Source organism: Sphingopyxis sp. BSNA05 (assembly GCF_013265645.1).
Lineage (GTDB): Bacteria > Pseudomonadota > Alphaproteobacteria > Sphingomonadales > Sphingomonadaceae > Parasphingorhabdus.
The window spans coordinates 1-23,112 of sequence record NZ_PYIA01000051.1; the positions used below are offsets into that span (position 1 = coordinate 1).

Genomic DNA, 23,112 nt, shown 5'->3' on the forward strand with positions numbered 1-23,112 from the left:
CGTCGCTGCGCTCCTCGCAATGACGGTGATCTGGCCACGCAGCTGATTTCCGGTGCGCCAACATTAACGTTGGATCGCCGCCGCATCGTCAATAACTATCACCCTTAGCGCCTTCGCGTCTTCGCGTGAAAATCTTCCCTACCTGTTCAAAAGAACAAGCCGCGCGGAAAGCCATTGCATCTCAAGCCGATATGCGGAATTAATCGCTTGATGAAACATATAGACCCCGCCCGCTATCTCGAGCAGCCGTTCGGCCAGCTCGCTGATCTGATCAACGCCCATGCCGTCAACCAGCCCGACCGGATTGCGCTGGATGACAGCGTGGAAAAGCTGAGCTGGGCCGAGACCGCGGCGCAGGTCAACCGGATTGCGGCGCAGCTGCAGGCGGATGGTCTGCAGAAGGGGCAGGCGGTTGCGATTCTCGGGACCACCACGGTGCGCTATGCGCTGGCCTATCTCGGCGCGATTGTTGCGGGTGGTTGTGCAGCGCCTTTGACCACTTCGGCGACGCCGACGCAGCTGGCGAACATGATGCGGGACAGCGGTGCGATGCATCTGTTTATAGACCGCGTGAAGAGCTCCGAGCTGTTGGAGAGCGGCGAAAAATTGCCTGCGCTCAAACATGTCATGCTCGATCAGGCGGTGGACGACGCGCCGGTGATCCTGGACTGGATGGCCGATGAAGGCGCGACGCCGGCCGATCTGGGCGTCGGTCCCAAAGACCCTTATAATATCATCTATTCCAGCGGCACCACCGGCACGCCCAAGGGTATTGTCCACAGCCGCCAGATGCGCTGGTATCATGCCGCTGTCGGAGAGGCGACCGGATATGGCAAGCCCGGACAGGTCACATTGCTGTCGACGCCGCTCTATTCGAACACGACGCTAGCGCTGTTCACGCCGACCATTGCTTATGGCGGCACGCTGGTGATGATGGGCAAATTCGATTGCCAGCGCTGGCTGGAACTGGCGCAGGAGCACCGCGCCAGCCACACAATGCTGGTACCGGTCCAATATCAGCGGCTGATGGATTATGAAGGCTTTGACGATTTTGACCTGAGCAGCCTGACCCATAAATATTGCACCAGCGCGCCCTTCTCGGCGGAGCTGAAGGCGGAAGTGCTGAAGCGGATGCCAGGCGGGCTGATCGAGATTTACTCGATGACCGAGGGCGGTGTGGTCTGTCTGTTGCTGTGCCACGAACATCCCGACAAATTGCACACGGTCGGTATCGCCTGGGGCGGCAGCGAAGTGATTACGATCGACGAGCAGCTCAACCGTCTGCCCGCGGGCGAAATGGGCGAACTGGTCGGCCGGTCGCAGACGATGATGTCGGGTTACAAGAACCAGCCGGAAAAACCGAAGAAGCCAGCTGGTATGACGAGAATGGCGATCGTTGGCAGCGGATGGGCGATATCGGCAAGGTTGACGAGGACGGCTTCATCACGCTGATGGGCCGGACCAAGGACATGATCATTTCCGGCGGGTTCAATATCTATCCGCGCGATCTGGAAGAAGCGCTGATGGCGCAACCGGGTGTCGCCGATGCGGCGGTGGTTGGCGTGGCGTCGCGGCAATGGGGCGAGACGCCGGTCGGCTTCGTCGTGGCGGAGGCTGGCGTGACGCTTGATCTGGAGGCGCTGAAGGCGGCTACCAATGCGAATCTCGGCAAGACCCAGCGGGTCTCCGAATTGCGCCTGATCGACGAACTGCCGCGCAGCCATATTGGCAAGATATTGAAAACGGAATTGCGGGATATGGCCGAGGGGTAGGATGAACCCCGGGCCTGTCTGATGTTCCCCCGCGCAGGCGGGGGTCCATCTCCCGATGTTGCGTTTGGACGGAATGGTTTTGTTCGCGCAATGCCGCGGCCGGAGCGCGACGATCGACCTGTCTCTGGCGACGGGAGTTCTGGAGATGGGCCCCTGCCTGCGCAGGGGCACTGCTTGGCACTATGGGCTCGGGCAACCTAGTTTGAAGAGGGGCGTTATCCCGACATGTTGATGACCTTTCTTGTCGTGGTGGTGGTTTCGGCGGCGCTGATCGCGGGCGCGCTCTGGGGCGTTTACGGGAAGATATCGAGCAAGACCGAAGGCTTTGTCATTGCCCTGGCTGGGGGTGCGCTGATCGTCTCTCTGGTCAGCGAGATGATCCAGCCGGCGGTCGAGCAAAGCAATCTCTGGGTCGGGCTGGGTTCGGTCGCGGCCGGAGCGGCTGTATTCTCTGGCGTCGATTACTGGATTGATGAAAAATGGGGCGCGGAAGGCGGCGGCGGTTTGCTGGCCGCGATCACCCTCGACGGTGTGCCGGAAAATCTGGCGCTCGGGGTGGCGCTGATCGGGGCGGCACCGATTGAAGTGGCGGCGCTGGCCGGATCCATTCTGCTCTCTAACCTCCCCGAAGCCGCGGGCGGCGCCAAGCAGATGGTCGGCAACGGGCTGTCCAAAGGCAAGACGCTAGGGCTTTGGGCGCTGACGGCGCTGATCCTGTCTGGCGCAGCCATTGTCGGCAATTTTGCGCTGGAAGGCGTTTCCCCGCATATGCTGGCCGCGACCCGCTGTTTCGCCGCCGGTGCGGTGGTTGCCTCGCTCGCCACCGAGGTGTTTCCCAAGGCCTATAAGGAAGACCATCATATGGCCGGTGTAGCGACTGCAATCGGTGTGATCCTGGCGGTCTTTCTCGGCGAGCTTGCCACCGCCTGAGGCGGGCCGGATTTTGCGGCGGCAAGGGACAAAGGCACTAGACTCGAATGGGGTGGCCCACTAAGCGGCTAAGCCATGTCCATAGCTCATGAAGAAACCATCCTGATCGTCGATTTCGGCTCTCAGGTCACGCAGCTTATCGCCCGCCGGGTGCGCGAGGCGGGAGTCTATTCGGAGATTGCTCCGTTCCATATGGCGGAAGAGGCCTTTCACCGGCTGAAACCCAAGGGAATCATCCTCTCCGGATCGCCCGCCGGGGTGCCGGACGAAGGCAGCCCGCGTGCGCCGGATGTGATTTTCGAAAGCGGCCTGCCGATCCTCGGCATCTGCTACGGCCAGCAGGTGATGACCCACCAGCTGGGCGGCACGGTGGAATCGGGTTCGGGCGGCGACTTTGGCGGCGAATTTGGCCGCGCCTTTATCGAAATCAGCGAAGAATGCGTGTTGTTCGACGGCCTGTGGCAGGTCGGCGAGAAGCATCAGGTGTGGATGAGCCACGGCGACAAGGTCACCGAATTCGCGCCCGGCTTCCGGATCGTCGCGACCACCGAGGGCGCGCCTTTTGCCCTGATCGCCGATGACGAGCGGCGCTATTATGGCACCCAGTTCCACCCCGAGGTTGTCCACACGCCCGACGGCGGCAAGATGATCGCCAATTTCGTCCGCCATGTCTGCGGCTGCGCCGGCGACTGGACGATGGCGGAATATAAGGATGCCAAGATCGCCGAAATCCGCGAGCAGGTCGGCGACAAGAAAGTGATCTGCGGCCTGTCCGGCGGCGTCGACAGTTCGGTGGCGGCGATCCTGATCCACGAAGCGATCGGCGATCAGCTGACCTGTGTCTTTGTCGACCATGGCTTGCTGCGGATGAACGAGCGCGAGCAGGTCGAGACCCTGTTCCGCGACCATTATAATATACCGCTGGTGGTGGTCGATGCCGAGGCGCGGTTCATGGCTGGCCTGGCCGGTGTCTCCGACCCGGAAAAGAAGCGCAAATTTATCGGCGGCGAATTTATCGAAGTGTTCGACGAGGAAGCCGCCCGGGTTGGCGGCGCCGATTTCCTTGCCCAGGGCACGCTTTATCCCGATGTGATCGAGAGCGTCTCGTTCACCGGCGGGCCGAGCGTGACGATCAAGTCGCACCATAATGTCGGTGGCTTGCCGGAACGCATGAACATGAAACTGGTCGAACCGTTGCGGGAACTGTTCAAGGACGAGGTCCGCGATCTCGGGCGCGAGCTTGGGCTGAATGACCAGTTCGTCGGACGCCATCCCTTCCCCGGCCCGGGTCTCGCGATCCGCATTCCCGGCGAAGTGACCAAGGAACGCTGCGATATCCTGCGCAAGGCCGACGCGATCTATCTCGAGGAAATCCGCAACGCCGGATTGTATGACGCGATCTGGCAGGCCTTCGCCGTATTGCTCCCGGTGAAGACCGTCGGCGTGATGGGTGACAGCCGCACGTATGATAATGTTTGCGGCCTGCGCGCCGTGACCAGCACCGACGGCATGACCGCCGACGTCTACCCCTTCGACGCCAGCTTCCTGACCCGCGTATCAACGCGGATCGTCAACGAGGTGAAGGGGATCAACCGGGTGGTTTACGATTATACCAGCAAGCCGCCGGGGACTATTGAATGGGAATAAATCGGAAAGAGCAAACAGCCGGGGGCTGTTTGTCCGATTTATTCGGCGACGTGAGGAGCCGCTGAGCCAAGCGCCAAAGTTTGGCAGTGCCTCGGTCCTTCGACAGGATCAGGACGAACGGGGCTTTTTGAGCGCTCGCTTCTTAACAGTTTAGGCCAATCATCTCCTTCCGTTCGTCCTGAGCTTGTCGAAGGACGGGTGCGCGCTATCGTGCGGCGATGGCATTCTGGACCTATATGCTGAAATGCGCGGACGGGCATTTTTATGTCGGGCACAGCGATAATCTTGAGGCCCGCATTGCGGCCCATCAGTCGGGAACGATCGGGGGATATACCCACAGCCGCCGGCCGCTCGAGCTGGTGTGGTGCGAAACATTCGGATCTCGCGAAGAAGCCCTTGCCGCGGAGCGCCAGATAAAGGGCTGGTCGCGGGCGAAAAAGCGGGCGTTGATTGCTGGTGACTGGGATTTGATATCCGAACTGGCCCGGTGTCGGTCGCGGGGATAGATTGTGCGAATTCGTACTTCGACAAGCTCAGCACGAACGGGGTTTTGTATTTCGGTCTCGCTGCCACGGAAGGTTGGTCGACCGGCGCCAATCGGCATCAGTCGGCTATGACACAGGCAGTTGTTGACCCCCCGTCACCGTCATACTAGACCTGAATTTAATCAAACAATTAAATTCAGGAGAGACCCGCCATGAAAGCCATCCAACTGCATGCCCCCGCATCGCTCGACAATCTCAAGCTGGTCGATCTGCCTGATCCGGCAGCGCCCGGCCCCGGCGAAATCGCGGTGCGGTTGCGCGCTTCCAGCCTCAATTTTCATGATTATGCGGTGGTCAAGGGGATGATCCCGACCGCCGAGAACCGCATCCCGATGTCCGATGGCGCGGGCGAGGTCACCGCCGTGGGCGAGGGCGTAAGCGATTTTGCGGTGGGCGATCTGGTGGTTTCGACCTTCTTCCCCGAATGGATCGACGGTGCGCCGCCCGAAGGCGGTTTCAAGCGCGTCCCCGGCGACGGAATCGACGGCTATGCGGTCGAGCAGGCGGTCAGTCTGGCGACGGCATGGACCAAGGCACCCGAGGGTTATAGCGCCGCCGAGGCTGCGACTTTGACTTGCGCCGGCCTGACCGCGTGGCGCGCTCTGTTTGTCGACGGCTGCGTGAAGCCGGGAGATACGGTATTGGTGCAGGGCACCGGCGGTGTTTCGATCTTCGCGCTGCAATTTGCCAAGGCGGCCGGCGCGACGGTGATCGCGACCTCTTCGTCCAACGAGAAGCTGAAGCGGCTGAAGGAACTCGGTGCTGACCATCTGATCAATTACAAGGAAGTCGAGGCCTGGGGGCCGAAGGTGCTCGAACTCACCGGTGGCAAGGGCGTTGATTGCGTTGTCGAAATCGGCGGGCCGGGCACGCTCGACCAGTCGATGATGGCGACGCGCATTGGCGGCCATGTCGCGCTAATCGGCGTGCTGACCGGTTTTGCCGGACCCGTGCAGACAGCGCTGCTGATGGCGAAGAACCTGCGCGTGCAGGGCCTGACCGTGGGCAGCCGGGCGCAGCAGCAGGATATGATCGCAGCGATCGAGGCCAATGGCCTGAAGCCGATACTCGACAAGTCCTTCCCGCTCGCCGATCTGGGCGATGCTTTCCGTCATCAGGAATCGGGCCAGCATTTCGGCAAGATCATCGTCGATATCTGATCCATGACGCGGCTCGCCACACCCGAGGATTGCGATGCGGTGGTTGCGCTGTGGCAGGCCTGTGGCCTGACGCGGCCGTGGAATGACGCGCGCGCCGATTTCGAGCGGGCGGTTGGCGGTGTTTCGTCCGACATTCTGTTGCTGGAAAAAGCAGGCCGACTGGCTGCGACGGTCATGGTCGGCGATGACGGCCATCGCGGCTGGGTCTATTATCTCGCGGTCAAGCCGGATTGCCGGAAACAAGGCCTTGGCCGAACGATGATGGCAGCAGCGGAGCATTGGCTGCGCGAACGCGATGCGCCGAAAATACAATTGATGGTACGCGACGACAATGAAGCGGCGATCGGGTTTTACAAGGCGCTGGGCTATGATGTGCAGCCGGTTGTGACCATTGGTCGCAGGCTGGACTGATCGGCAAGGGGCGGCGGTTGCCGGCCTCGGAGTCTTGCTACTAGACTATCGTCCGCCCATATCTCGGTGATGCAACTAGACCTGGGCCCCGATCACCGCACCGAAATATTGCGCCGGATGCACAGCAGGCTGGTCGCGCAGTTCGGCCGGGTGATCCGGCCCGATGACAAGCGCCGTGATCCCATGTGGACGCTGGTGCAGGGCGTCATCGGCGCGCGCGCGAAAACCGCTGTGTCCAATGCCAATGCGGACCGCTGATCGCCGAATATGGATCGTGGGAACGGGTCGCAGCGGCGCCTCTCGAGGAATTGAAAGCCCATCTGCAAACGGCGACTTTCCCGGCAATGGCGGCGGAGCGGCTCAAGGCCTGTCTGCAGGACATTATCGCGCAGCGTGGCAAGGCCAGTCTGGATCATCTTGCGACCATGGAGACAGCGGATGCCATGGCCTGGCTGGAGACCTTGCCCGGGATTGCGCGGAAGATCAGCGCCGGCATCATGAATACCAGCCAGTTTGATCGCAAGGCGCTGGTGCTCGATACCGGCCACCGGCGGGTGGTGCAGCGCATGGGTCTGGTGCCGCCCAAAGCGGATACGACCCGCGCTTATGATGAGCTGATGCCTATCTTGCCGCCCGAATGGTCCGCCGCCGATCTTGACGAGCATCATCTGCTCGGGAAGCGCCTTGCCCAGACCATTTGCCGACCGAAACGACCGGATTGTCCGTCCTGTCCGGTGCGCGCAGACTGCGAAACGGGACGGACCTTATGATAAGCGATCAGCAGGTCGAGACCGTCTATCGCCGTCTCTCCGAAGCCATGCCGGGACGGACGAAGGACGCCAAGGGCCCGAAGGGCCAGCCCGACGCCTTCCGCTCCTGCATATCCTGCATGCTCTCGGCCCAGTCGCTCGACCGCAATACGGCCAGGGCCGCGCGCGCCTTGTTCGCGCTCGCGCAAACGCCGGAAGACATGCTGGAGCTGGACGACCGCGATATTGCCGCAGCGATCAAACCTGCGGGCTTTATAATATGAAACGCGCAATATCCGGAGATTCTGCGAGCATTTGCTGGCCGAACATGGCGGTGTCGTGCCGAATACCCGCGAAGGCTTGTTGTCGATGCCCGGCATTGGCCGCAAATGCGCGGATATTGTCATGAGCTTCACTTTCGGCGCCGATGTGATCGCTGTCGACACCCATGTGCACCGCGTCTGCAACCGGATTGGCCTGACCGATGCGAAGTCGGCCGACAAGACCGCCCAGCAACTGGAAGAGCGTAGTCCCGATTGGGCCTTGCGCGACGGGCATTTCTGGCTAATTCAATTCGGGAAGCGAATTTGCACCGCCCGGAGCCCGAAATGTGACCTTTGTCCGGTTGCTGACCTATGTCTCTGGCTCAAAGTGCAGCAAAAACAGGACCAGGCCCATGAGCAACGAAACCAAAATGTACGGCATTTCCAATTGCGACACGATCAAGAAGGCGCGCAACTGGATGGAGAAAAACGGCATCAACTATGTCTTCCACGACTATAAAAAGTCGGGGATCAGCAAGGAAAAGCTGGAAATGTGGGTGATGCAGGTCGGTTGGGAAGCGCTGGTCAACAAGCGCGGCACGACCTTTCGCAAGCTGCCGGACATGGTGAAGGAAAATATCGGTGACGATACTGCGGTCATGGTGATGGCGGAGAATCCCAGCATGATCAAACGCCCGGTGCTGGAACATGGCGACGAACTGGTCGTCGGTTTCAAGGCAGCGGATTATGAAGCGGCGGGGCTGACTGCGCGCAACAGCTGATGCCGACGATCATGTCCCATGCCGCTGTGCCCCTCGTGGGCGCTGTGATATTGGGACGGAGCAGGCTGTCTTTGCCGGTGATTGCCACCGGATTGCTATTCGCGATGCTGCCGGATGCTGACGTGGTCGGTTTTCGGCTGGGCATCGAATATGCGGACAGCTGGGGGCACCGGGGCGCAACCCATAGCCTGCTTTTTGCCGCCGTTGCGGCCCTGTTCGCAACCGCCTTGCTGCGGCCCGAGCGATTTGGTCTGGCGGCGGCTTTCCTGTTCGTTTCGATGGCCTCGCACGGACTGCTGGATATGCTCACCAATGGCGGGCCGGGCGTGGCTCTGTTCTGGCCCTTCGACTCCATGCGCCATTTCGCCCCCTATACCCCGATTGCCGTATCGCCGATCGGGATTTCTGATTTTATCAGTAGCCGTGGCATCAAAGTGTTATATTCCGAAGCTATATGGATTTGGATACCGCTGACACTGGTTGCCGCAGGTTTCGGTATCAAGAAAAGGACAAGCAAATGGTTCAGGCAAAATGGAACGGCGCGGTGATTGCCGAGAGCGACGATATAGTGATGGTCGAGGGCAACCATTATTTCCCCCGCGATTCGGTCTGGTCGAAATATCTGATGCACAGCGATACGACCAGTCATTGTCCCTGGAAGGGCGATGCATCCTATCACAGCCTGATCGTCGACGGCGAGATCAACGAGGATGCGGCCTGGTTCTATCCCGCACCCAAGAAAGCCGCCGCCGAAATCGAGGGCCGGATCGCCTTCTGGAACGGCGTCGAGGTCGGCTGATGATGAGCTTCCGCTTTGCTTTGGTGATTGGATTCGCGCTGGCGCTGGCCGGATGCGGGGCAGGAGCGGAGCAGGCAGGAGATACAGATATGAAGGCAGCGACCTTGACCGGAGAAGCACCGATCATCATCGCCCATCGCGGCGCCAGCGGCGAGCGGCCGGAACATACGCTGGCGGCCTATCGGCTGGCGATCGAACAGGGTGCCGATTTTATCGAACCCGACCTGGTGCTGACCAAGGACGGCGTGCTGGTGGCCCGTCACGAGAATGAGATCAGCGGGACGACCGATGTCGCCGTTCGTCCGGAATTTGCCGATCGCAAGGCGACCAAGCTTATCGACGGTCAGGAATATTCCGGCTGGTTTACTGAAGATTTTACGCTTGCCGAGTTGAAGACATTGCGGGCGAGGGAACGGCTCCCCGAATTGCGGGCCGCGAACGCGCAATATGATGACCGGTTCGGAATACCGACCTTTGAAGAGGTCCTGCAGTTGCTCGAGGCGCATGCCACAGAAACCGGCAAACGGATTGGTGTCTATCCGGAAACCAAACATCCCGGCTATTTCAAGGCTCTGGGACTGGGCCATGACGAGCCTTTGCTGAAATTGCTGAAACAATATGGCTATGATGAAAAGGATGATCCGGTCTTCATCCAGTCGTTCGAGGTCGGCAATCTGCAGGCATTGGCGATGACAACGGATGTCCGGCTTGTGCAGCTGGTGGCCAGCGAAGGCGGCCCGCCGGACATCGCCGGGCGGACCTATGCATCAATGGTGACGGTTGCGGGCTTGCAGCTATCGCCACCTATGCGGACGGAATCGGACCGTCCAAAGATATGGTGATTGGCCGCAACGCCATCGGCCAGCTGGGCGAACCGACCGGGCTGGTCGAGGCCGCACACAAGGCCGGCCTCGTGGTCCATCCGTGGACCTTCCGCCGCGAAAACTACTTTCTGCCGACCGATTTCAAGAGCGGCGTCGATCCGCGCGAGCCGGGTGATCTGGCAGGCGAAATCCGCGCCTATGTCGCTGCGGGTGTTGACGGGCTGTTCAGCGATAATCCGGCTCAGGCGGTATCCGCGGCCGAATAGTGACGACGGGTGGTGACGGCGTAAATCAATATTGAGACGACCATCAGGCGGCGCCCAGAATGAAAGGCGCGCCGGGAAAATAAAATCCGTCCTTGTCGGCATAGGCCCCGAAGACTCCGGTCATCATCACCGGCCCGATGATCGAGGTCAGGCTGATCGTGCTGGCAATTGATCCCTGCAATTCGCCCTGGGCATCCTCGCTGATCCGGCTGCTCATCATCTGCTGCATCGCCGGGAAGGCGAACCCGCTGGCCGCGCCGACGATGATTCCGAGGAACACGAACCAGTCATTGGGTGCGAAGGCGAAGATCAGATAGGCGGGTATCCCGAACAGCAAGCCGAACTGGCCGGCGCGTCGTTCGCCCAGCTTTCGGATCAGTGGCCCGGTCAATATGCCCTGGACCAGCGCCAGCAATATTCCGAACAGGGCGACGCTCAGCCCGATCTTCAAGATGCTCCAGTCAAACCGTTCGATCAGCCAATAGGCCCAGATCGCGATCTGCGCCTGCGCCGCCAACTGGAGCACAAATATGGTCGACAGAAAGCCCAGGACGAGAGGCGTTCTGCTCATCTGGAGGATGCTTCCCATCGGATTGGCGCGGGCGATAGAAAATGGACGGCGCTTTTGCTTTGGTAGCGTTTCTTGCAGTATAACAATGCCGACGCCCGTCCCGAGGAGGGCAAGGATTGATGCGGCAATAAACGGCAGTCTTTCTCCATATTCGCCCAGCACACCGCCGATGCCGGGACCAAGGACAAAGCCCATCGCGCCGGCACCGCCCAATATGCCGAAATATTTGCCGCGCTCGGCTGGCGAGGTAACATCCGCAACGCAGCTATTGGCAGCGGCCCAGCTTGCGCCCATGATCCCGGACACTATCCGGCCGATGAACAGCCAGATCAATGTCGGCGCCCAGGCCATGATCGCATAGTCGAGCCCGAGCAGGAACAGCGTGACCAGCAATACCGGTCGGCGCCCGAACCGGTCGCTCAGGCCGCCAATGACCGGGGCGAACAGAAATTGCATCATTGCATAGGCGAATAGCAGCCAGCCGCCGATTTCCGCGGCGCGATCGATTGTCGTGCCGGTGATCCCCTCGATCAGCGCAGGCATGACGGGCAGGATCAGGCCGATGCCCATCATGTCGATGAACACGATGAAGGCGACGAACAGCAAAATGGACTCTGGCTTGCGGGCCACAGGCATGACTATTTCCAATGGATGGAGATCAGATTTTGGTGAGTCGCGAGACATGGGAAGTGTGCCGCAATAATATTTGCATGGCAATGGACAATCGCGGCAACAGGATACTGGCCTTATCCGGCAAGGGAGGCTAAACATCCTCCATGTCCACAACCTTCAAACTCGATACATCCACCAGCCGCGCCAATCCCCGGCCACAGCCGATGCGGCGCCTGTCTGTTCCGAAAATCCAGGGCCGCAAGGTCGACGGGGTGACGGCGGAACCGGTGGTGATGCTGACCGCCTATACCGCGCGGACGGCGCAATTGCTCGACGCGCATTGCGATATGCTGCTGGTCGGCGATTCGCTGGCGCAGGTGATTTACGGGCTCGATTCGACGATTCCGGTCACGCTGGAGATGATGTGCAACCATGGCGCAGCCGTCGTCCGGGGCAGCTATCACAGCGTGGTCGTCGTCGACATGCCCTTCGGTTCTTATGAAGCGTCGCCGGAGAAAGCCTATGAAAGTGCTGCCCATATCCTGAAGGAAACCGGGGCAGCGGCGGTCAAGCTCGAGGGCGGTGAAGTGATGGCCGAGACCGTCGCTTTTCTGGTCCAGCGCGGTATTCCGGTGGTCGGCCATGTTGGCCTGACGCCACAGGCGATCAATGTGCTCGGCGGCTATGCCGCGCGCGGGCGCAGCGATGCCGAGGCGAAGAAGATCGTCGGCGATGCAGTGGCGCTGGACCAGGCCGGCGCCTTCGCGATCGTGCTGGAAGGCGTGCTGGAGCCGATCGCGATTGAGGCGACCAAGGCGGTCAAAGCGATTACCATCGGCATCGGCGCGTCGGCGCAATGCGATGGCCAGGTGCTGGTGACCGAGGATATGCTTGGCATGTTCGACCGCACCGCGCGCTTCGTGAAACGCTATCACAATATTGCCGAACAAATTGACCAGGCCGCGCAGCAATATGCCGGTGAGGTCAGGGAGCGCAGCTTCCCGGGGCCGGACCAGCTCTATCAGCCGAAAAATAGCGATATTTCTCTTATTCCGCCGATCCTCCGTTCAGCCTGTGGAAATGGTCAATAGACTTTTACATTTGCTATTGCGGACGCTAAAGGACAGCCGATTGCATATTGCCTTCGTCTGACCGGCGAACCGGGCACGCGAAACAGATTTGAGGAAGCCAGCTTGGCCAAAGACAAAGATAAAGCACCGGAAGAGAAGCCGGACCAGCAAGAACAGGTATTTCTGCGCGAAGTGGATGAGGCGGTGCGCGAGGACCAGCTGAAAACCATCGTCACGCGCTACGGGATCTGGATTTTCGCCGCCATCGTCATTGGTCTGGGCTCGCTGGCCGGCTGGATATTCTGGCAGAACAGCCAGAATGAAGATTCCGGTCTCCGCAGCGAGGAATATGTCGCGGCCATCGACAGCATCCGCCAGAATAATCTGGATGGGGCCGCAACTGCGCTCGAGCCGTTGATGGAGGCCGAACAGAGCGGCTACCGCGCCGCCGCGCAAATCCTCCGGGCAAGCATCGCGCTGGAGAAAGATGATCCGAAAACAGCGATCGCCGGCTATGCCAAGGTCGCATCCGACGACAGCCTGCCAAAGCCGTTTCGCGATCTCGCGTTGATTCGCCAGACCACCGCAGAATTCGATACGCTCAAGCCGCAGCAGGTGATCGACCGGCTGAAGCCGCTTGCGGTGCCGGGCAACCCCTGGTTCGGCAGCGCCGGCGAAATGGTCGCAATATCCTATCTCAATATGAACAAGTCCGATCTGGCGGGCCCTCTGTTCGCCCAGCTGGCGAAAGACGAGGGCGTCCCGGCAACCATCCGGTCGCGCGCCTTGCAGATGGCCGGGGTTCAAGGCATTGATGCGGTCGAACTGGACAGCGATGATAAAAAGTTGCGCCGCCGATCGGGGTAGCGACTGAGGGAGAATCCAAGGAATGATTTCCGGCAAGACACTTATCGCCAGCCTGCTGGCTGTTTCCTTATTGTCCGGTTGCGGCATTCTGGGCGGCGGCGACGGCGATGACAAGAAGAACACGCCGACGCTCGGCAAGCGCACGCCGATATTGAGCGGTGAAAGCGGCGCGGAAGTCGATGCCGGACTGGCCTCGATTGCCGTAATCCTGCCGGCACCTGTCGCCAATAGCGAATGGGCGCAGTCGGGCGGAAACGCGAGCAAGTCGATCGGCCATGTGGCATTGCCCGGCAGTCTCGACCGGGTCTGGACCGCCAGCATCAGCGGTACCAACAAGCGCGAACGGCTGGCCGCTGCACCGGTAATATCGGGCGGTCGGCTCTTCGTGACCGATACCGAGGCGATGGTTCATGCCTTTGATGCGACAACCGGCGCGAAAATCTGGTCCTCGCAGATTGAGGTCAAGGGCGACGGTGCCTCTTCGCGCTTCGGCGGTGGAGCGAGCATATTGGGCGAGGTTGTCTATGCGACCAATGGCGTTGGCGATGTTGTCGCGCTCAACGCGGCGGACGGCAGCCAGATATGGAAAGTGCGTCCGGCTGGTCCGCTGCGCGGGTCGCCAACGATTTCCAACGGTAATGTCTATGTGATGACGCAAGACAACCAGATATATGCGCTGAGCATGGTTGACGGCTCGGTGCAGTGGAATGAAGCGGGCACAGTCGGACTGGCCGGCATTTTCGGCGTAGCGGCACCTGCTGCGGGGCAGGGTACGGTTGTCGCCGGCTATTCCTCGGGGGAATTGACTGCCTATCGCTACGAAAATGGCCGCAATCTCTGGAATGATGCGCTCGCACGCACGAGCATCTCGACCTCCGTGGCGACCCTTTCCGATATCGATGCCGATCCGGTCATCGACCGCGGCCGGGTCTTCGCGCTGGGGCAGGGCGGCCGTATGGCGGCCTATGAACTGGTTTCGGGCCAGCGGATCTGGGAATTGAACATTGCCGGGATCACCACCCCGGTGGTGGCCGGTGAATGGGTTTTCGTGCTGACCGATGACGCGAAACTGCTGTGCATCGCGCGGCCGAATGGCAAGGTGCGCTGGATCAGCCAGCTCGCTGCCTTCAAGAACGAGAAGAAGAAGAAAAACCCGATCAACTGGACGGGCCCGGTACTGGCCGGAAATCGTCTGATCGTGGCCAGCACCGAAGGCGATGTTGTTTCGATCTCGCCTGGTGAGGGATCGAGCCAGACGCTGTTCGAACTGGATGACGGCGTTTCGCTGCCGCCGGTTGTTGCGGGTGGCATGCTATATATTCTCGACGACAGCGGCCGGATTTCCGCGTTCCGCTGAGATTCAGAAGCAAAGGACAGGGACCGGCTTTATGCTGCCCAATATTGCAATCATAGGCCGACCGAATGTCGGCAAATCCACCCTGTTCAACCGTCTGGTTGGCAAGAAGCTCGCGCTCGTCGACGACATGCCCGGGGTAACCCGTGACCGTCGTGAAGGCGCGGCCAATCTGCTGGGTCTCGAATTCAATGTCGTCGATACCGCCGGCTATGAGGACGAGGATGCCAAGAGCCTGCCCGGACGGATGCGCAAGCAGACCGAGATGGCGGTCACCGGAGCCGAGCTTGCGATCTTCGTAATCGATGGCCGCGCCGGCCTGACTCCCCTCGACGAGGAAATCGCGCGCTGGCTCAGAAGCGCGAAAACGCCGGTCGTCCTGCTCGTCAACAAGGCGGAGGGCAAGGCGGCGGAATCCGGGATATTAGAAAGCTATTCGCTCGGTTTCGGTGATCCGATCCCGTTCAGCGCTGAACATGGCGACGGCATGGCTGACCTGTTCCAGGCGCTCCAGCCCTATGTCGAGAATTTCAAGGCTGCTGCCCGTGACGAACCCACCGACGAATCGGCCCCGCTGAAGCTGGCGATTGTCGGTCGTCCTAATGCGGGCAAATCGACGTTGATCAATAAGATGCTGGATGAGGACCGGATGATTACCGGTCCGGAAGCCGGAATCACGCGCGACAGTATTACGGTTGACTGGGTCTGGCACGACGACGCGCTGACCGAGGAAGAGAAGCTCGACGGCATAGAGCCCGAGCGACAGGTGCGGCTGATCGATACCGCCGGCATGCGCAAGCGCGCCAAGGTCAACGACAAGCTGGAAAAGCTGGCCGTGGCCGACGCGCGCCACGCGGTGGACTTTGCCGAAGTGGTGGTGCTTTTGCTCGACGCGACCAAGGGGCTCGAGGCGCAGGATCTGCGGATCGCCGACCATGTGATCCAGGAGGGCCGCTGCCTTGTGATCGGGATCAACAAATGGGATGTCGCCGAGGGGCCGAGCAAATTGTTCAACGGCATCCGTGCGGCGCTCAACGACGGGCTGGCGCAGGTGCGCGATGTCCCGCTGATCGCCGTGTCCGCCTTTACCGGCAAGGGTATCGACCAGTTGATGAAGGCTGCCTTCGAGGTTCGCCGTGTCTGGTCGCAGCGGGTGTCCACCGGCAAACTAAACCGCTGGTTCGAAGACGCGATTACCGACAATCCGCCCCCGGCGCCCGGTGGCAAGCGGATCAAGCTGCGCTATATCACCCAGGCCAAGACGCGGCCGCCTTCTTTCGTGATTTTCGGGACGCGTGTCGATGATCTGCCCGAAAGCTACCGCCGCTATCTGATCAACGGCATCCGCCGCGAACTGGGTTTTGGCGGTGTTCCGGTGCGGCTGATCATCCGCGCGCCGAAAACCCCTATCATGAAAAGAATGATATCTCCGCAGCTTGCGGAATTGCGGGGCGAAATACGGCCTCCGGTAACTAAGTTTTTACAGGTTTTGCGGTAGGTTCAGGAAGATTAGCGTATTTTCGCTATTTTCCGGGAGCGTTCGGTGGGACCAGTGGAAAGCGACTTGATTGACTGGAAGGTCTGGGCCGAAACGCGTTCGGCTCTGGGGGCGAATTTTGTCCGCATTTTGGGTTATTTCCGCGAAGACGGAATCCAGTCTGTCGACAAGATCGAAGAGGCCATGCGCGCCCATGATCCTGCCGCGATGGTGCTTGCCGCGCACAAGCTGAAAGGCGAGGCGCTGCAACTCGGTGGCCTGCAACTGAGCATCAACGCGGAAACAATCGAGATGACCGCCCGCGCCTGCGTCGAGCATCACGAGACGCCCGACGAGCTTATCGAACTGGTGGTGGCGCTACGACCGATGTTCGAGGACACGCTGGCGATCCTGGAAAAGGGCGCGAGCCCGGTGGTCCAGCAACGCCAGCCGACCGGCTTTGGCCGCCGGTTCGGCTGAAACGCCCTCCCGCAGCCTATTCGACCGATTTCGACTGCAGCTGGATGTAATTCTCGATTCCCATCCGCTCGATCATGTCGAACTGCTGTTCGAGGGAATCGACGTGATCTTCCTCGCTTTCGAGAATTTCGGCGAACAGGTCGCGGCTGACATAGTCTCGCACGCTTTCGCAATGTTCGATAGCGTCCTTGAGCATCGGCAGCGCCTCATATTCCAGTTCCAGATCGGCCTTGAGGATTTCCTCGACCGTTTCGCCGATCTTCAGACGGCCCAGAAGCTGGAAATTGGGCAGGCCGTCGAGGAAGAAAATCCGCTCAGCCAGCTTGTCGGCATGTTTCATCTCGTCGATGGATTCGTGCCGTTCGAATTCGGCCAGTTTCGTCACGCCCCAATTGTCGAGCATGCGATAATGCAGCCAATATTGGTTGATTGCGGTGAGTTCGTTTTTCAGAGCTTCGTTGAGAAACTCGATGACTTTTGTATCGCCCTTCATGGCAGTGTCCTTCCCGACTGACAGTGGATCTGTTGGGAAAGTCTATACAGCATCCTTCGCCGAAGCGAAAGAGCAGCATTTACAGAAAAAGCAATTATTTCAATGATTTGCTAACGAGAATGCTAAGCGGTTGCAAGTTGTGATTTTATAATCGTCTGGGCGAAAGCGAGACATTGTCCGCATTTCGGTTTGCGACCGAGCTGGGCATAGACCTGGGACGGGCGATCCGCACCGCTGCGAACGGCGGCTCTCAGGTCTTTTTCCTTAATCGCATTGCAAACGCAAACAACCATCTCGGTTCCTCTCTGCGACTCGTATATCGCTAATGAGAATAGATCGCAATAGCAAAATAACGATAGATGGAATCTTTCCAAACAGGAAATATCGGTTAAACCGGCCCATGGCCAGAGCATGAGGTTTGTGATGCGTAGAATATACAGTTCCATTGTTCCGGTTGCGCTGGCCCTGGCGTCAACGTCGGTCGATGCTGCCAATGTGCCTGAATCGACGCAGCTAATGGTCGAAAGGGAAGACGCGGGAAAATCGACCGCTCCGGAACCGTTTCCGGTTGTCGAATTTTGGCAGATAATGCCATCGGAAATAGCCGAGGACCTGGAAGAGTTTCTGGAATCGGTTGAAAGCGAGCTTCGCGCCGCCTTGGTGCCGACGGGAGAAGCGGAAGCAGGTTGGAACACCAGAGGTGTAGACCTGATCGGACATATAGAGTCCTTGCCGGGCGGCATTGCCAATAACGGTCTGTTGACCCTTGGAGAGGTGCCGTCGCTGGAGCTTTTCGGAAAAATTCCTGCCGACATTCTTGCCGATTGGCAATATATTCAAGCGGGGCCGAAAGCCGTAAGTCCGGTCGATGCCAAGGGCGGCATCTTTGTTGCTATCAGTCCGGTCCATGTTGTTTTCCTGGCGGCTGATGAAATACAGGCCGGGAAAGCCAGTTGCATGAAAAATCCCATAGAAAAAGCATCGGATCATCTGACCGTGTATCGATATTCCGGGATACCGTTTGATCCGGAAAGCGATGCCTCTCTGGAAGCAGAGACGGAAGCGATCGTGATGCACAGCATGATGGGCGGTCTCGACTCGCCGGTAATTTGCTCGATATATCGCCGGGATCAGAAAGGCCATCTGCTGAACTTTGCATATACGCCGGATGGGCGGCCGCTAGGGCTGATGGACGATGCCGGGGACCGGCTGGAGATTGTCTCCGGGTTCAATCTGTACGAGCAGCTAAACGCCAATTATACCAGCGCGTTCACCGATGATGAACAATCGAGTCCGGCAGAAGCGGTCAGCGATCCTTCATGACAGGCGCATCGGCTGCGCCCGTTGCCGCGCCAGGCTGCGCCACAGCCATTCCAGCGGTCCATAGCGGAAGCGTGTCAGCCAGGGTTTTGACCAGATCAGCATGAGCACCCAGGCAGCCAGCACGAACAGATATAATTCCGCGCGCCCGACCGATCCATATAATCCCAGTCCCCAGCCGTAGAAGAGGAAGGTCATCAGCAGGCTGGTCCCGAGATAATTGCTAAAGGCGGCGCGGCCCACCGCGGCGATTCGCACCACCCAGCTTGCGTTCCGGAACGTCCGGATCAGCCAGATCAGCAACGCGGCATAGCCGATCGTCATCAGCATCTGCGACGGCCAGTTCCAAGCATAGCTGGCATTGACCATCCGCAATATCTCGAAACCGCCGGCGATCAGATAAATGGCGATTGCCGTCACTATGGCGGTGCCGATAACGGTCAGCCGGATAGCCCAGGAACGATAGGCTTCGACCGTCCACTGGCCGGTGATGAAGCCGTTCCTGTAAAGCGTCATGCCGATCATCATCAGCGGCAGCGTCTCCGCCAGATTATAGGCCAGCAAAACCAATGGCCCGAACGGGTTGTTCCGGATCTTGTCGAGCAATATCGGGAGAAAGCCGGACTGATGCAGCGCGATATCTGCGGTGATGGCGCTGGCCGTGCCTTCGAAGCCGGCAATGGTGTAGGCGACATCGTCGAGCAGGCCGGCACTGGCTCCCGGGAGGCTGGCCTGATATTGCATATAGAGCAGGCTACCGAACATCAGGGTATAGCCCAGAAAACCTATGGTGAAGATCAGCAACGCGCGACGGATCAGGTCCTCTGCGTTCAGCCCGCGCAGAAAATAGGCGATACAGCCGACGGCGGCGTAGAGAAATAATATGTCGCCGGCCCAGAGGAGAAAGAAATGCGCGAGGCCGAACAGCGCCAGCCAGAACATCCGGGAAAAATGCACCTTTGCCGGATTCTCGCCATGTCTCTGCGCCCGTTCGATGACCAGCATCATGCTTGCCCCGAACAATATGGTGAAAAGGCCGCGCATCTTGCCGTCGACAAATATGAAGGACAATGCCCAGACGATGGTGTCAGGCAGGTCGGTGCCACCATGGACCGCCGGGCTCACATAGGCCATTTCCGGCATCGCGAAGCCGACGATATTCATCAGCAAAATGCCCATCACGGCAAAACCGCGCAAGGCGTCGAGCTCGATATAGCGGGGGGTGGTGACAGTGTTGTTCATATCAAGCCCGTTCGTCCTGAGCTTGTCGAAGGACTTTGACCTGCGGGACCCGCTGCTACCGGTTGTGCTTCGACAGGCTCAGCACGAACGGCATATTCCGGACGAAGGTTGCTCACAGCCAACTGGCGATCTGGTCCAGCGGTTTCTTGATCGTCGCGTGGACCGGAACCGTCGCGTCGGGGGCTGGCTTGCCGACGACGAGCACCATCATCGGCTTTTCGCTGCTCGGCCGGTCGCAGATCTGATTGAGAAACTTCATCGGATTGGGCGTGTGGGTGAGGGTGGCGAGACCGGCATCGTGCAGCGCCGTGATCAGCATGCCGGTGGCAATGCCGACGCTTTCGTTCACATAATAATTCTGCTTCGTCTCGCCCGGGTTCATGCCGCCTTTGCGCTGGCCGAATATCACGATCAGATAGGGCGCGGTCTCGAGGAACGGCTTGTCGGCATCGGTGCCGAGCGGCGCAAGTGCTTCCAGCCACTCTTCGCTGCCCTTGCTCTGGTAAAAGGCGCGCTCCTCTTCCTCGGCGGCGGCGCGAAGGGCCTTCTTTTTCTGGAGATTCGATCACGGCAAAATGCCAAGCTGGTGATTGGCGCCATTGGGCGCGGTGCCGGCGGCGAGTATCGCATTTTCTATCACTTCCCGAGGCACGGCTTCGTCGCTGAAATAGCGGCAGGTTCGCCGGGTCCGGATCGCTTCGTAAAAGGCGCGGGACCGGGCAATGCGTTCCGCGTCGGAATGTTCCGGCAACTGCGTATAGGGCAGGGTGTCATGCGGCTTCATTTAGATCTCCCGCGATCAGGACGCGTCAAGGCCATGGGCTGCACAGCGGATAGCGGAACGGCCCCCGACAGGAAAGCCACTATCCTCTATTGACACAGATGTTAGTAAGCGACATATAGACGGCATGAAAATTGATCACAAATTCCCAGCGCCCGGTGATTCGCAAATGCCCTTTGTCCACCCGGAACGCCCCGCAGCCCGCTTTCGCCCCCTGAAAGCGCTCCATCATTTTCGCGAGCTGATCAAGGACAAGGAAGATACCGAACAGGTCTTCCATATTTTTGAATCGCTGCCACGCCCCGGCTTCCGCAAGGATGCCAGAAAATTTGTCGAAAGCGACAAGGGCAGGGCGTTGCTGCAAAGCGAACCGGAACTGGCGCCTCTTCTCGATGACCATGAGCGTCTGCGCAAGATGCCGGCCGGCAGCCTGGCCCACGCCTATTGCGATTTCATGGAAAAGGAAGGCCTGAGTGCGGCCGGCCTGATCGCCGAATATGACCAGTTCAGCCCGCGCAAATATGGCGATATGATCGAATGGTACGGTTTCCGCCAGCGCGACACGCATGACTTGCTTCACGTCCTGACCGGCTATGGGCGCGACGCGCTGGGCGAAGCCTGCGTCTTGGCCTTCACTTATGGCCAGAACCCGTCATTGGGCAATGTCTTCATCGCTTATGCCGCTGGTCTCAACATGAAGAAGCAGGTCAAGAGTGACGCGCCGATATTCAGCGCAATCCGCGAAGGCCAGAAAATGGGCAAGGCCTGTCCCAAGATCAACGAAGAATCGATCACCGATCTGCTCGCCCAGCCGCTGGACGCGTTGCGCGAGCGGCTGCACATCAAGACACCGCATTTCTATCACGAGGCCCATGCCAAGTTCCGGGCCGGAAATGTCGATCCCTACGATATGCTGGCGCAGACGGCTTAAACAGATTTCCTCCTTATAGCGCAGCTATGGGGAGGTGGGCCGCGAAGCGGCTCGGAGGGGCAATATGCGTCAATACCCCTCCACCATCCTCCGAATGGGCCCCCTCCCCAAAGCTTCGCTTCAGGGAGGATTTATCAGCGCAATTCCTTGCGGATCACCAGCTTCAGCCCCGACCAGATGTCATCCACTGCACAGACCTTGATATCGACAAATCCCATCGGCAGGGCGACTTCGCGGATCGTGTCTTCGCTGATGTCGGTCTCGACCTTGGACGCCTTTTTCGGCCAGCTCACCCACACCTGACCGGCGGGATCGATCATCTCGCGCAGGGTGGTCAGATGTTCTTCCATCGCGTTCCGTTCGGTCACGAAAATATGCGCGGCGTGCAGACCGGGAGCAGGGACTTCGTCCTCCGACAGGGTCAGCCCGGAATCCTCGATCTCGGCCCGGACACGGTCCGGCATGTTGAGAAACCAGACGCGCATGCCGTCCTTGAGGGAGAGCTTTTTGGCCAGCGGGGTTGTGGAATAGCCTGCGGTCATGTTGTTTCTCCTGTCGTTTGATGATCAACGACAAGAGGCGGGGGTGGTTCCCTTTTAAGTCGCTCCTGTTGCACATCTCTTCGCGATTTAGCCAGTTACGAAAATTTCATATCAGGGTTCATAAGCAATATTCAGGCGCTGCGCCTGTTCCATCAGGCTGCGGTCCTGAGACAACAAACGTCCGTTGTCCAGCATCCGCGCCGAGACCAGCAAATGTGCGTCGACATAGCCGATGCCGGTTCCTGCCAGCCCGGCCCATTCGATGAATGCGGCGACTTCCGACGCATCGGCTACCGGCGCCTTTTGCAAATCTGACAGATGTTCCCTGACGGCGCCATTTTTGGGAAGGCCACTGAGCAGCAATTCGCCATAGACGAAGGGATGGAGAAGCCTTCTCACGGATTGCGCTGGCGGGCTGTCCAGCAATGTATCGATACCGCGAAAATGATCGATCCAGGTCGAAGTGTCGATGATGATCATTGCCGCTTTATTCGGAATTGACGAAACGCGGCGGTCGGCGGCGTGGCGGGGCTTCAAGATCCGGCAGGCTGCCCTTCAGTTTCGCCAGCCGCTTTTCGGCGCCAATGGCCACCAGCTGCTCCAGCGCCATGCGCAGGATCGTCGACCGTTCGCTGATCCCGGTATATTCCATCGCCCGGTCCATCAGGGCGTCATCTATTGTAACGGTGGTTCTCATGCATCTTTTATAGCATCATTTGATGCTATATTCAATGCAAGGGGATAGTCTTCCATCCTGTGCCGGAAGAAGTTTTGAGGACGTTATTCCAGCAGCTCGGTGTTTGGCTCAGATAATCTCCGGAATCTTGCTTCCTTGATGCGAATCAGAGCGATCCCAAGCATTGTCAGCAATGCGCAACTTGTCCCGACACCGATCAAGACGAATGCAGAAATCAGCATAATTGCAATATCACCGACCGCAAAGCTTCCATCAATTCCGGCGAACCAGAGTTGATCGTCAGATTCGAAGCAAATGGAAAGAGTAGTGAGGAAAAGTGCGACCTTTGTGATCCATTTGAGTAGTGATGGAGCGTATTGGATATGAACGGGGGCTAATCCAAGATTGCTCGACCTAGTGCCAAGCGATCTTGCAATTATATAGATTGAGAACAAAATCAAAATTCCAACTGCGACAAGACCAAGCTTTGCCATAATGACCATTTCTCTATGCGGTTCATAAAGGCTCAGTACAGTCAAAAGCAAAGT

At 59.2% G+C, this 23,112-nt stretch carries 29 protein-coding genes and 2 pseudogenes; 22 read left to right on the forward strand and 9 right to left on the reverse strand.

All coding sequences use genetic code 11. The features are described 5' to 3' along the window. The first annotated feature begins 210 nt into the window (after nt 1-210). The 15 genes and pseudogenes from C8024_RS05345 to C8024_RS05400 all read left to right on the forward strand — a co-directional run bounded on the left by C8024_RS05345 (nt 211) and on the right by C8024_RS05400 (nt 10,148). Nucleotides 211-1,452 (forward strand): class I adenylate-forming enzyme family protein, encoded by a 1,242-nt coding sequence (locus C8024_RS05345; RefSeq protein WP_367947169.1) that lies wholly within the window; start codon nt 211-213, stop codon nt 1,450-1,452. Continuing rightward, on the forward strand, nt 1,407-1,772 hold the full coding sequence (locus C8024_RS22975; RefSeq protein ID WP_367947170.1) for a hypothetical protein: 366 nt from the start codon (nt 1,407-1,409) through the stop codon (nt 1,770-1,772). The genes C8024_RS05345 and C8024_RS22975 overlap by 46 nt, the downstream gene beginning before the upstream one ends. Before the next feature lie 231 nt (nt 1,773-2,003). Further along, nucleotides 2,004-2,702 carry a ZIP family metal transporter gene (locus C8024_RS05350; RefSeq protein ID WP_254305596.1) on the forward strand — a complete coding sequence of 233 codons (699 nt, stop codon included), beginning with the start codon at nt 2,004-2,006 and terminating at the stop codon, nt 2,700-2,702. A 75-nt stretch (nt 2,703-2,777) separates the two neighbouring features. Beyond that, nucleotides 2,778-4,349: a glutamine-hydrolyzing GMP synthase gene (gene guaA / locus C8024_RS05355; protein WP_173203328.1), complete on the forward strand. Its 1,572-nt coding sequence runs from the start codon at nt 2,778-2,780 to the stop codon at nt 4,347-4,349. 218 nt (nt 4,350-4,567) lie between these two features. Continuing rightward, complete coding sequence (locus C8024_RS05360; protein WP_173203330.1) at nt 4,568-4,855, forward strand: GIY-YIG nuclease family protein; 288 nt, start codon at nt 4,568-4,570, stop codon at nt 4,853-4,855. Nucleotides 4,856-5,046: 191 nt separating this feature from the next. Further along, nucleotides 5,047-6,054 (forward strand): NAD(P)-dependent alcohol dehydrogenase, encoded by a 1,008-nt coding sequence (locus C8024_RS05365; RefSeq protein ID WP_173203332.1) that lies wholly within the window; start codon nt 5,047-5,049, stop codon nt 6,052-6,054. 3 nt (nt 6,055-6,057) lie between these two features. Further along, nucleotides 6,058-6,465, forward strand: coding sequence for a GNAT family acetyltransferase (locus C8024_RS05370; protein WP_173203334.1), 408 nt, complete (start codon nt 6,058-6,060; stop codon nt 6,463-6,465). Nucleotides 6,466-6,534: 69 nt separating this feature from the next. Next, entirely contained in the window at nt 6,535-6,723 is a 189-nt protein-coding gene (locus C8024_RS20985) for a hypothetical protein (protein WP_254305597.1), read from the forward strand. 50 nt (nt 6,724-6,773) lie between these two features. Then, complete coding sequence (nth, locus tag C8024_RS05375) at nt 6,774-7,235, forward strand: endonuclease III (protein ID WP_254305598.1); 462 nt, start codon at nt 6,774-6,776, stop codon at nt 7,233-7,235. Next, a complete protein-coding gene (locus C8024_RS20990) occupies nt 7,232-7,498 on the forward strand; it encodes a hypothetical protein (protein ID WP_254305599.1) in 267 nt (88 codons plus the stop codon). Before nth (C8024_RS05375) ends, C8024_RS20990 begins: the two co-directional genes overlap by 4 nt. A gap of 55 nt (nt 7,499-7,553) precedes the next feature. Further along, nucleotides 7,554-7,997, forward strand: a complete 444-nt coding sequence (gene nth, locus C8024_RS20995) for an endonuclease III (protein ID WP_367947176.1) — start codon at nt 7,554-7,556, stop codon at nt 7,995-7,997. After that, nucleotides 7,891-8,259: an ArsC family reductase gene (locus tag C8024_RS05385; protein ID WP_100092730.1), complete on the forward strand. Its 369-nt coding sequence runs from the start codon at nt 7,891-7,893 to the stop codon at nt 8,257-8,259. Before nth (C8024_RS20995) ends, C8024_RS05385 begins: the two co-directional genes overlap by 107 nt. 11 nt (nt 8,260-8,270) lie before the next feature. After that, the gene (locus tag C8024_RS05390) at nt 8,271-8,807 is read left to right on the forward strand and encodes a metal-dependent hydrolase (RefSeq protein WP_217272008.1); all 537 of its coding nucleotides are present in this window, start codon (nt 8,271-8,273) and stop codon (nt 8,805-8,807) included. Next, on the forward strand, nt 8,777-9,058 hold the full coding sequence (locus C8024_RS05395) for a DUF427 domain-containing protein (protein ID WP_173203338.1): 282 nt from the start codon (nt 8,777-8,779) through the stop codon (nt 9,056-9,058). Before C8024_RS05390 ends, C8024_RS05395 begins: the two co-directional genes overlap by 31 nt. Nucleotides 9,059-9,147: 89 nt before the next feature. After that, nucleotides 9,148-10,148, forward strand: a pseudogene (locus tag C8024_RS05400) (glycerophosphodiester phosphodiesterase). Nucleotides 10,149-10,191: 43 nt separating this feature from the next. Here the strand turns inward: C8024_RS05400 and C8024_RS05405 are convergent. After that, nucleotides 10,192-11,355 (reverse strand): TCR/Tet family MFS transporter, encoded by a 1,164-nt coding sequence (locus C8024_RS05405; protein WP_173203340.1) that lies wholly within the window; start codon nt 11,353-11,355, stop codon nt 10,192-10,194. 140 nt (nt 11,356-11,495) lie between these two features. Here C8024_RS05405 and panB point away from each other — a divergent pair, with 140 nt between their 5' ends. The 5 genes from panB to C8024_RS05430 all read left to right on the forward strand — a co-directional run bounded on the left by panB (nt 11,496) and on the right by C8024_RS05430 (nt 16,579). Then, entirely contained in the window at nt 11,496-12,422 is a 927-nt protein-coding gene (gene panB, locus C8024_RS05410; RefSeq protein WP_173203342.1) for a 3-methyl-2-oxobutanoate hydroxymethyltransferase, read from the forward strand. A gap of 102 nt (nt 12,423-12,524) precedes the next feature. Next, the gene (locus C8024_RS05415) at nt 12,525-13,268 is read left to right on the forward strand and encodes a tetratricopeptide repeat protein (RefSeq protein ID WP_173203344.1); all 744 of its coding nucleotides are present in this window, start codon (nt 12,525-12,527) and stop codon (nt 13,266-13,268) included. A 22-nt stretch (nt 13,269-13,290) separates the two neighbouring features. Beyond that, nucleotides 13,291-14,625: a PQQ-binding-like beta-propeller repeat protein gene (locus C8024_RS05420; protein ID WP_173203346.1), complete on the forward strand. Its 1,335-nt coding sequence runs from the start codon at nt 13,291-13,293 to the stop codon at nt 14,623-14,625. A gap of 31 nt (nt 14,626-14,656) precedes the next feature. Beyond that, nucleotides 14,657-16,120, forward strand: a complete 1,464-nt coding sequence (gene der, locus C8024_RS05425; RefSeq protein ID WP_173203348.1) for a ribosome biogenesis GTPase Der — start codon at nt 14,657-14,659, stop codon at nt 16,118-16,120. A gap of 45 nt (nt 16,121-16,165) precedes the next feature. Then, complete coding sequence (locus tag C8024_RS05430) at nt 16,166-16,579, forward strand: Hpt domain-containing protein (RefSeq protein WP_100092721.1); 414 nt, start codon at nt 16,166-16,168, stop codon at nt 16,577-16,579. 16 nt (nt 16,580-16,595) lie between these two features. Here the strand turns inward: C8024_RS05430 and bfr are convergent, their stop codons facing one another. Together bfr and C8024_RS05440 are read right to left on the reverse strand one after the other, a co-directional pair. Further along, complete coding sequence (gene bfr / locus C8024_RS05435; protein WP_067197774.1) at nt 16,596-17,072, reverse strand: bacterioferritin; 477 nt, start codon at nt 17,070-17,072, stop codon at nt 16,596-16,598. A 122-nt stretch (nt 17,073-17,194) separates the two neighbouring features. Next, entirely contained in the window at nt 17,195-17,365 is a 171-nt protein-coding gene (locus C8024_RS05440; protein WP_082788199.1) for a bacterioferritin-associated ferredoxin, read from the reverse strand. A gap of 130 nt (nt 17,366-17,495) precedes the next feature. Between C8024_RS05440 and C8024_RS05445 the strand changes: the two genes are divergently transcribed. Continuing rightward, complete coding sequence (locus C8024_RS05445) at nt 17,496-18,395, forward strand: hypothetical protein (protein WP_173203350.1); 900 nt, start codon at nt 17,496-17,498, stop codon at nt 18,393-18,395. Here C8024_RS05445 and C8024_RS05450 read toward each other — a convergent pair. Together C8024_RS05450 and C8024_RS05455 are read right to left on the reverse strand one after the other, a co-directional pair. Further along, nucleotides 18,390-19,634, reverse strand: coding sequence for a DUF418 domain-containing protein (locus tag C8024_RS05450; RefSeq protein WP_173203352.1), 1,245 nt, complete (start codon nt 19,632-19,634; stop codon nt 18,390-18,392). The two genes, C8024_RS05445 and C8024_RS05450, sit on opposite strands and share 6 nt — an antisense overlap. 112 nt (nt 19,635-19,746) lie before the next feature. Then, nucleotides 19,747-20,418: pseudogene (locus tag C8024_RS05455) on the reverse strand (nitroreductase family protein). A gap of 124 nt (nt 20,419-20,542) precedes the next feature. Here C8024_RS05455 and C8024_RS05460 point away from each other — a divergent pair. Beyond that, complete coding sequence (locus tag C8024_RS05460; protein WP_254305601.1) at nt 20,543-21,346, forward strand: Coq4 family protein; 804 nt, start codon at nt 20,543-20,545, stop codon at nt 21,344-21,346. Between the two features lie 134 nt (nt 21,347-21,480). Here C8024_RS05460 and C8024_RS05465 read toward each other — a convergent pair whose 3' ends face one another. The 4 genes from C8024_RS05465 to C8024_RS05480 form a co-directional block, all read right to left on the reverse strand. Further along, nucleotides 21,481-21,888, reverse strand: a complete 408-nt coding sequence (locus C8024_RS05465) for a DUF3052 family protein (protein ID WP_173203354.1) — start codon at nt 21,886-21,888, stop codon at nt 21,481-21,483. A 111-nt stretch (nt 21,889-21,999) separates the two neighbouring features. Continuing rightward, complete coding sequence (locus C8024_RS05470; RefSeq protein WP_173203356.1) at nt 22,000-22,368, reverse strand: type II toxin-antitoxin system VapC family toxin; 369 nt, start codon at nt 22,366-22,368, stop codon at nt 22,000-22,002. A gap of 7 nt (nt 22,369-22,375) precedes the next feature. Next, nucleotides 22,376-22,585 carry a type II toxin-antitoxin system VapB family antitoxin gene (locus tag C8024_RS05475; protein ID WP_173203358.1) on the reverse strand — a complete coding sequence of 70 codons (210 nt, stop codon included), beginning with the start codon at nt 22,583-22,585 and terminating at the stop codon, nt 22,376-22,378. A gap of 83 nt (nt 22,586-22,668) precedes the next feature. Next, nucleotides 22,669-23,058, reverse strand: a complete 390-nt coding sequence (locus C8024_RS05480; protein ID WP_217272010.1) for a hypothetical protein — start codon at nt 23,056-23,058, stop codon at nt 22,669-22,671. Nucleotides 23,059-23,112: the final 54 nt, after the last annotated feature.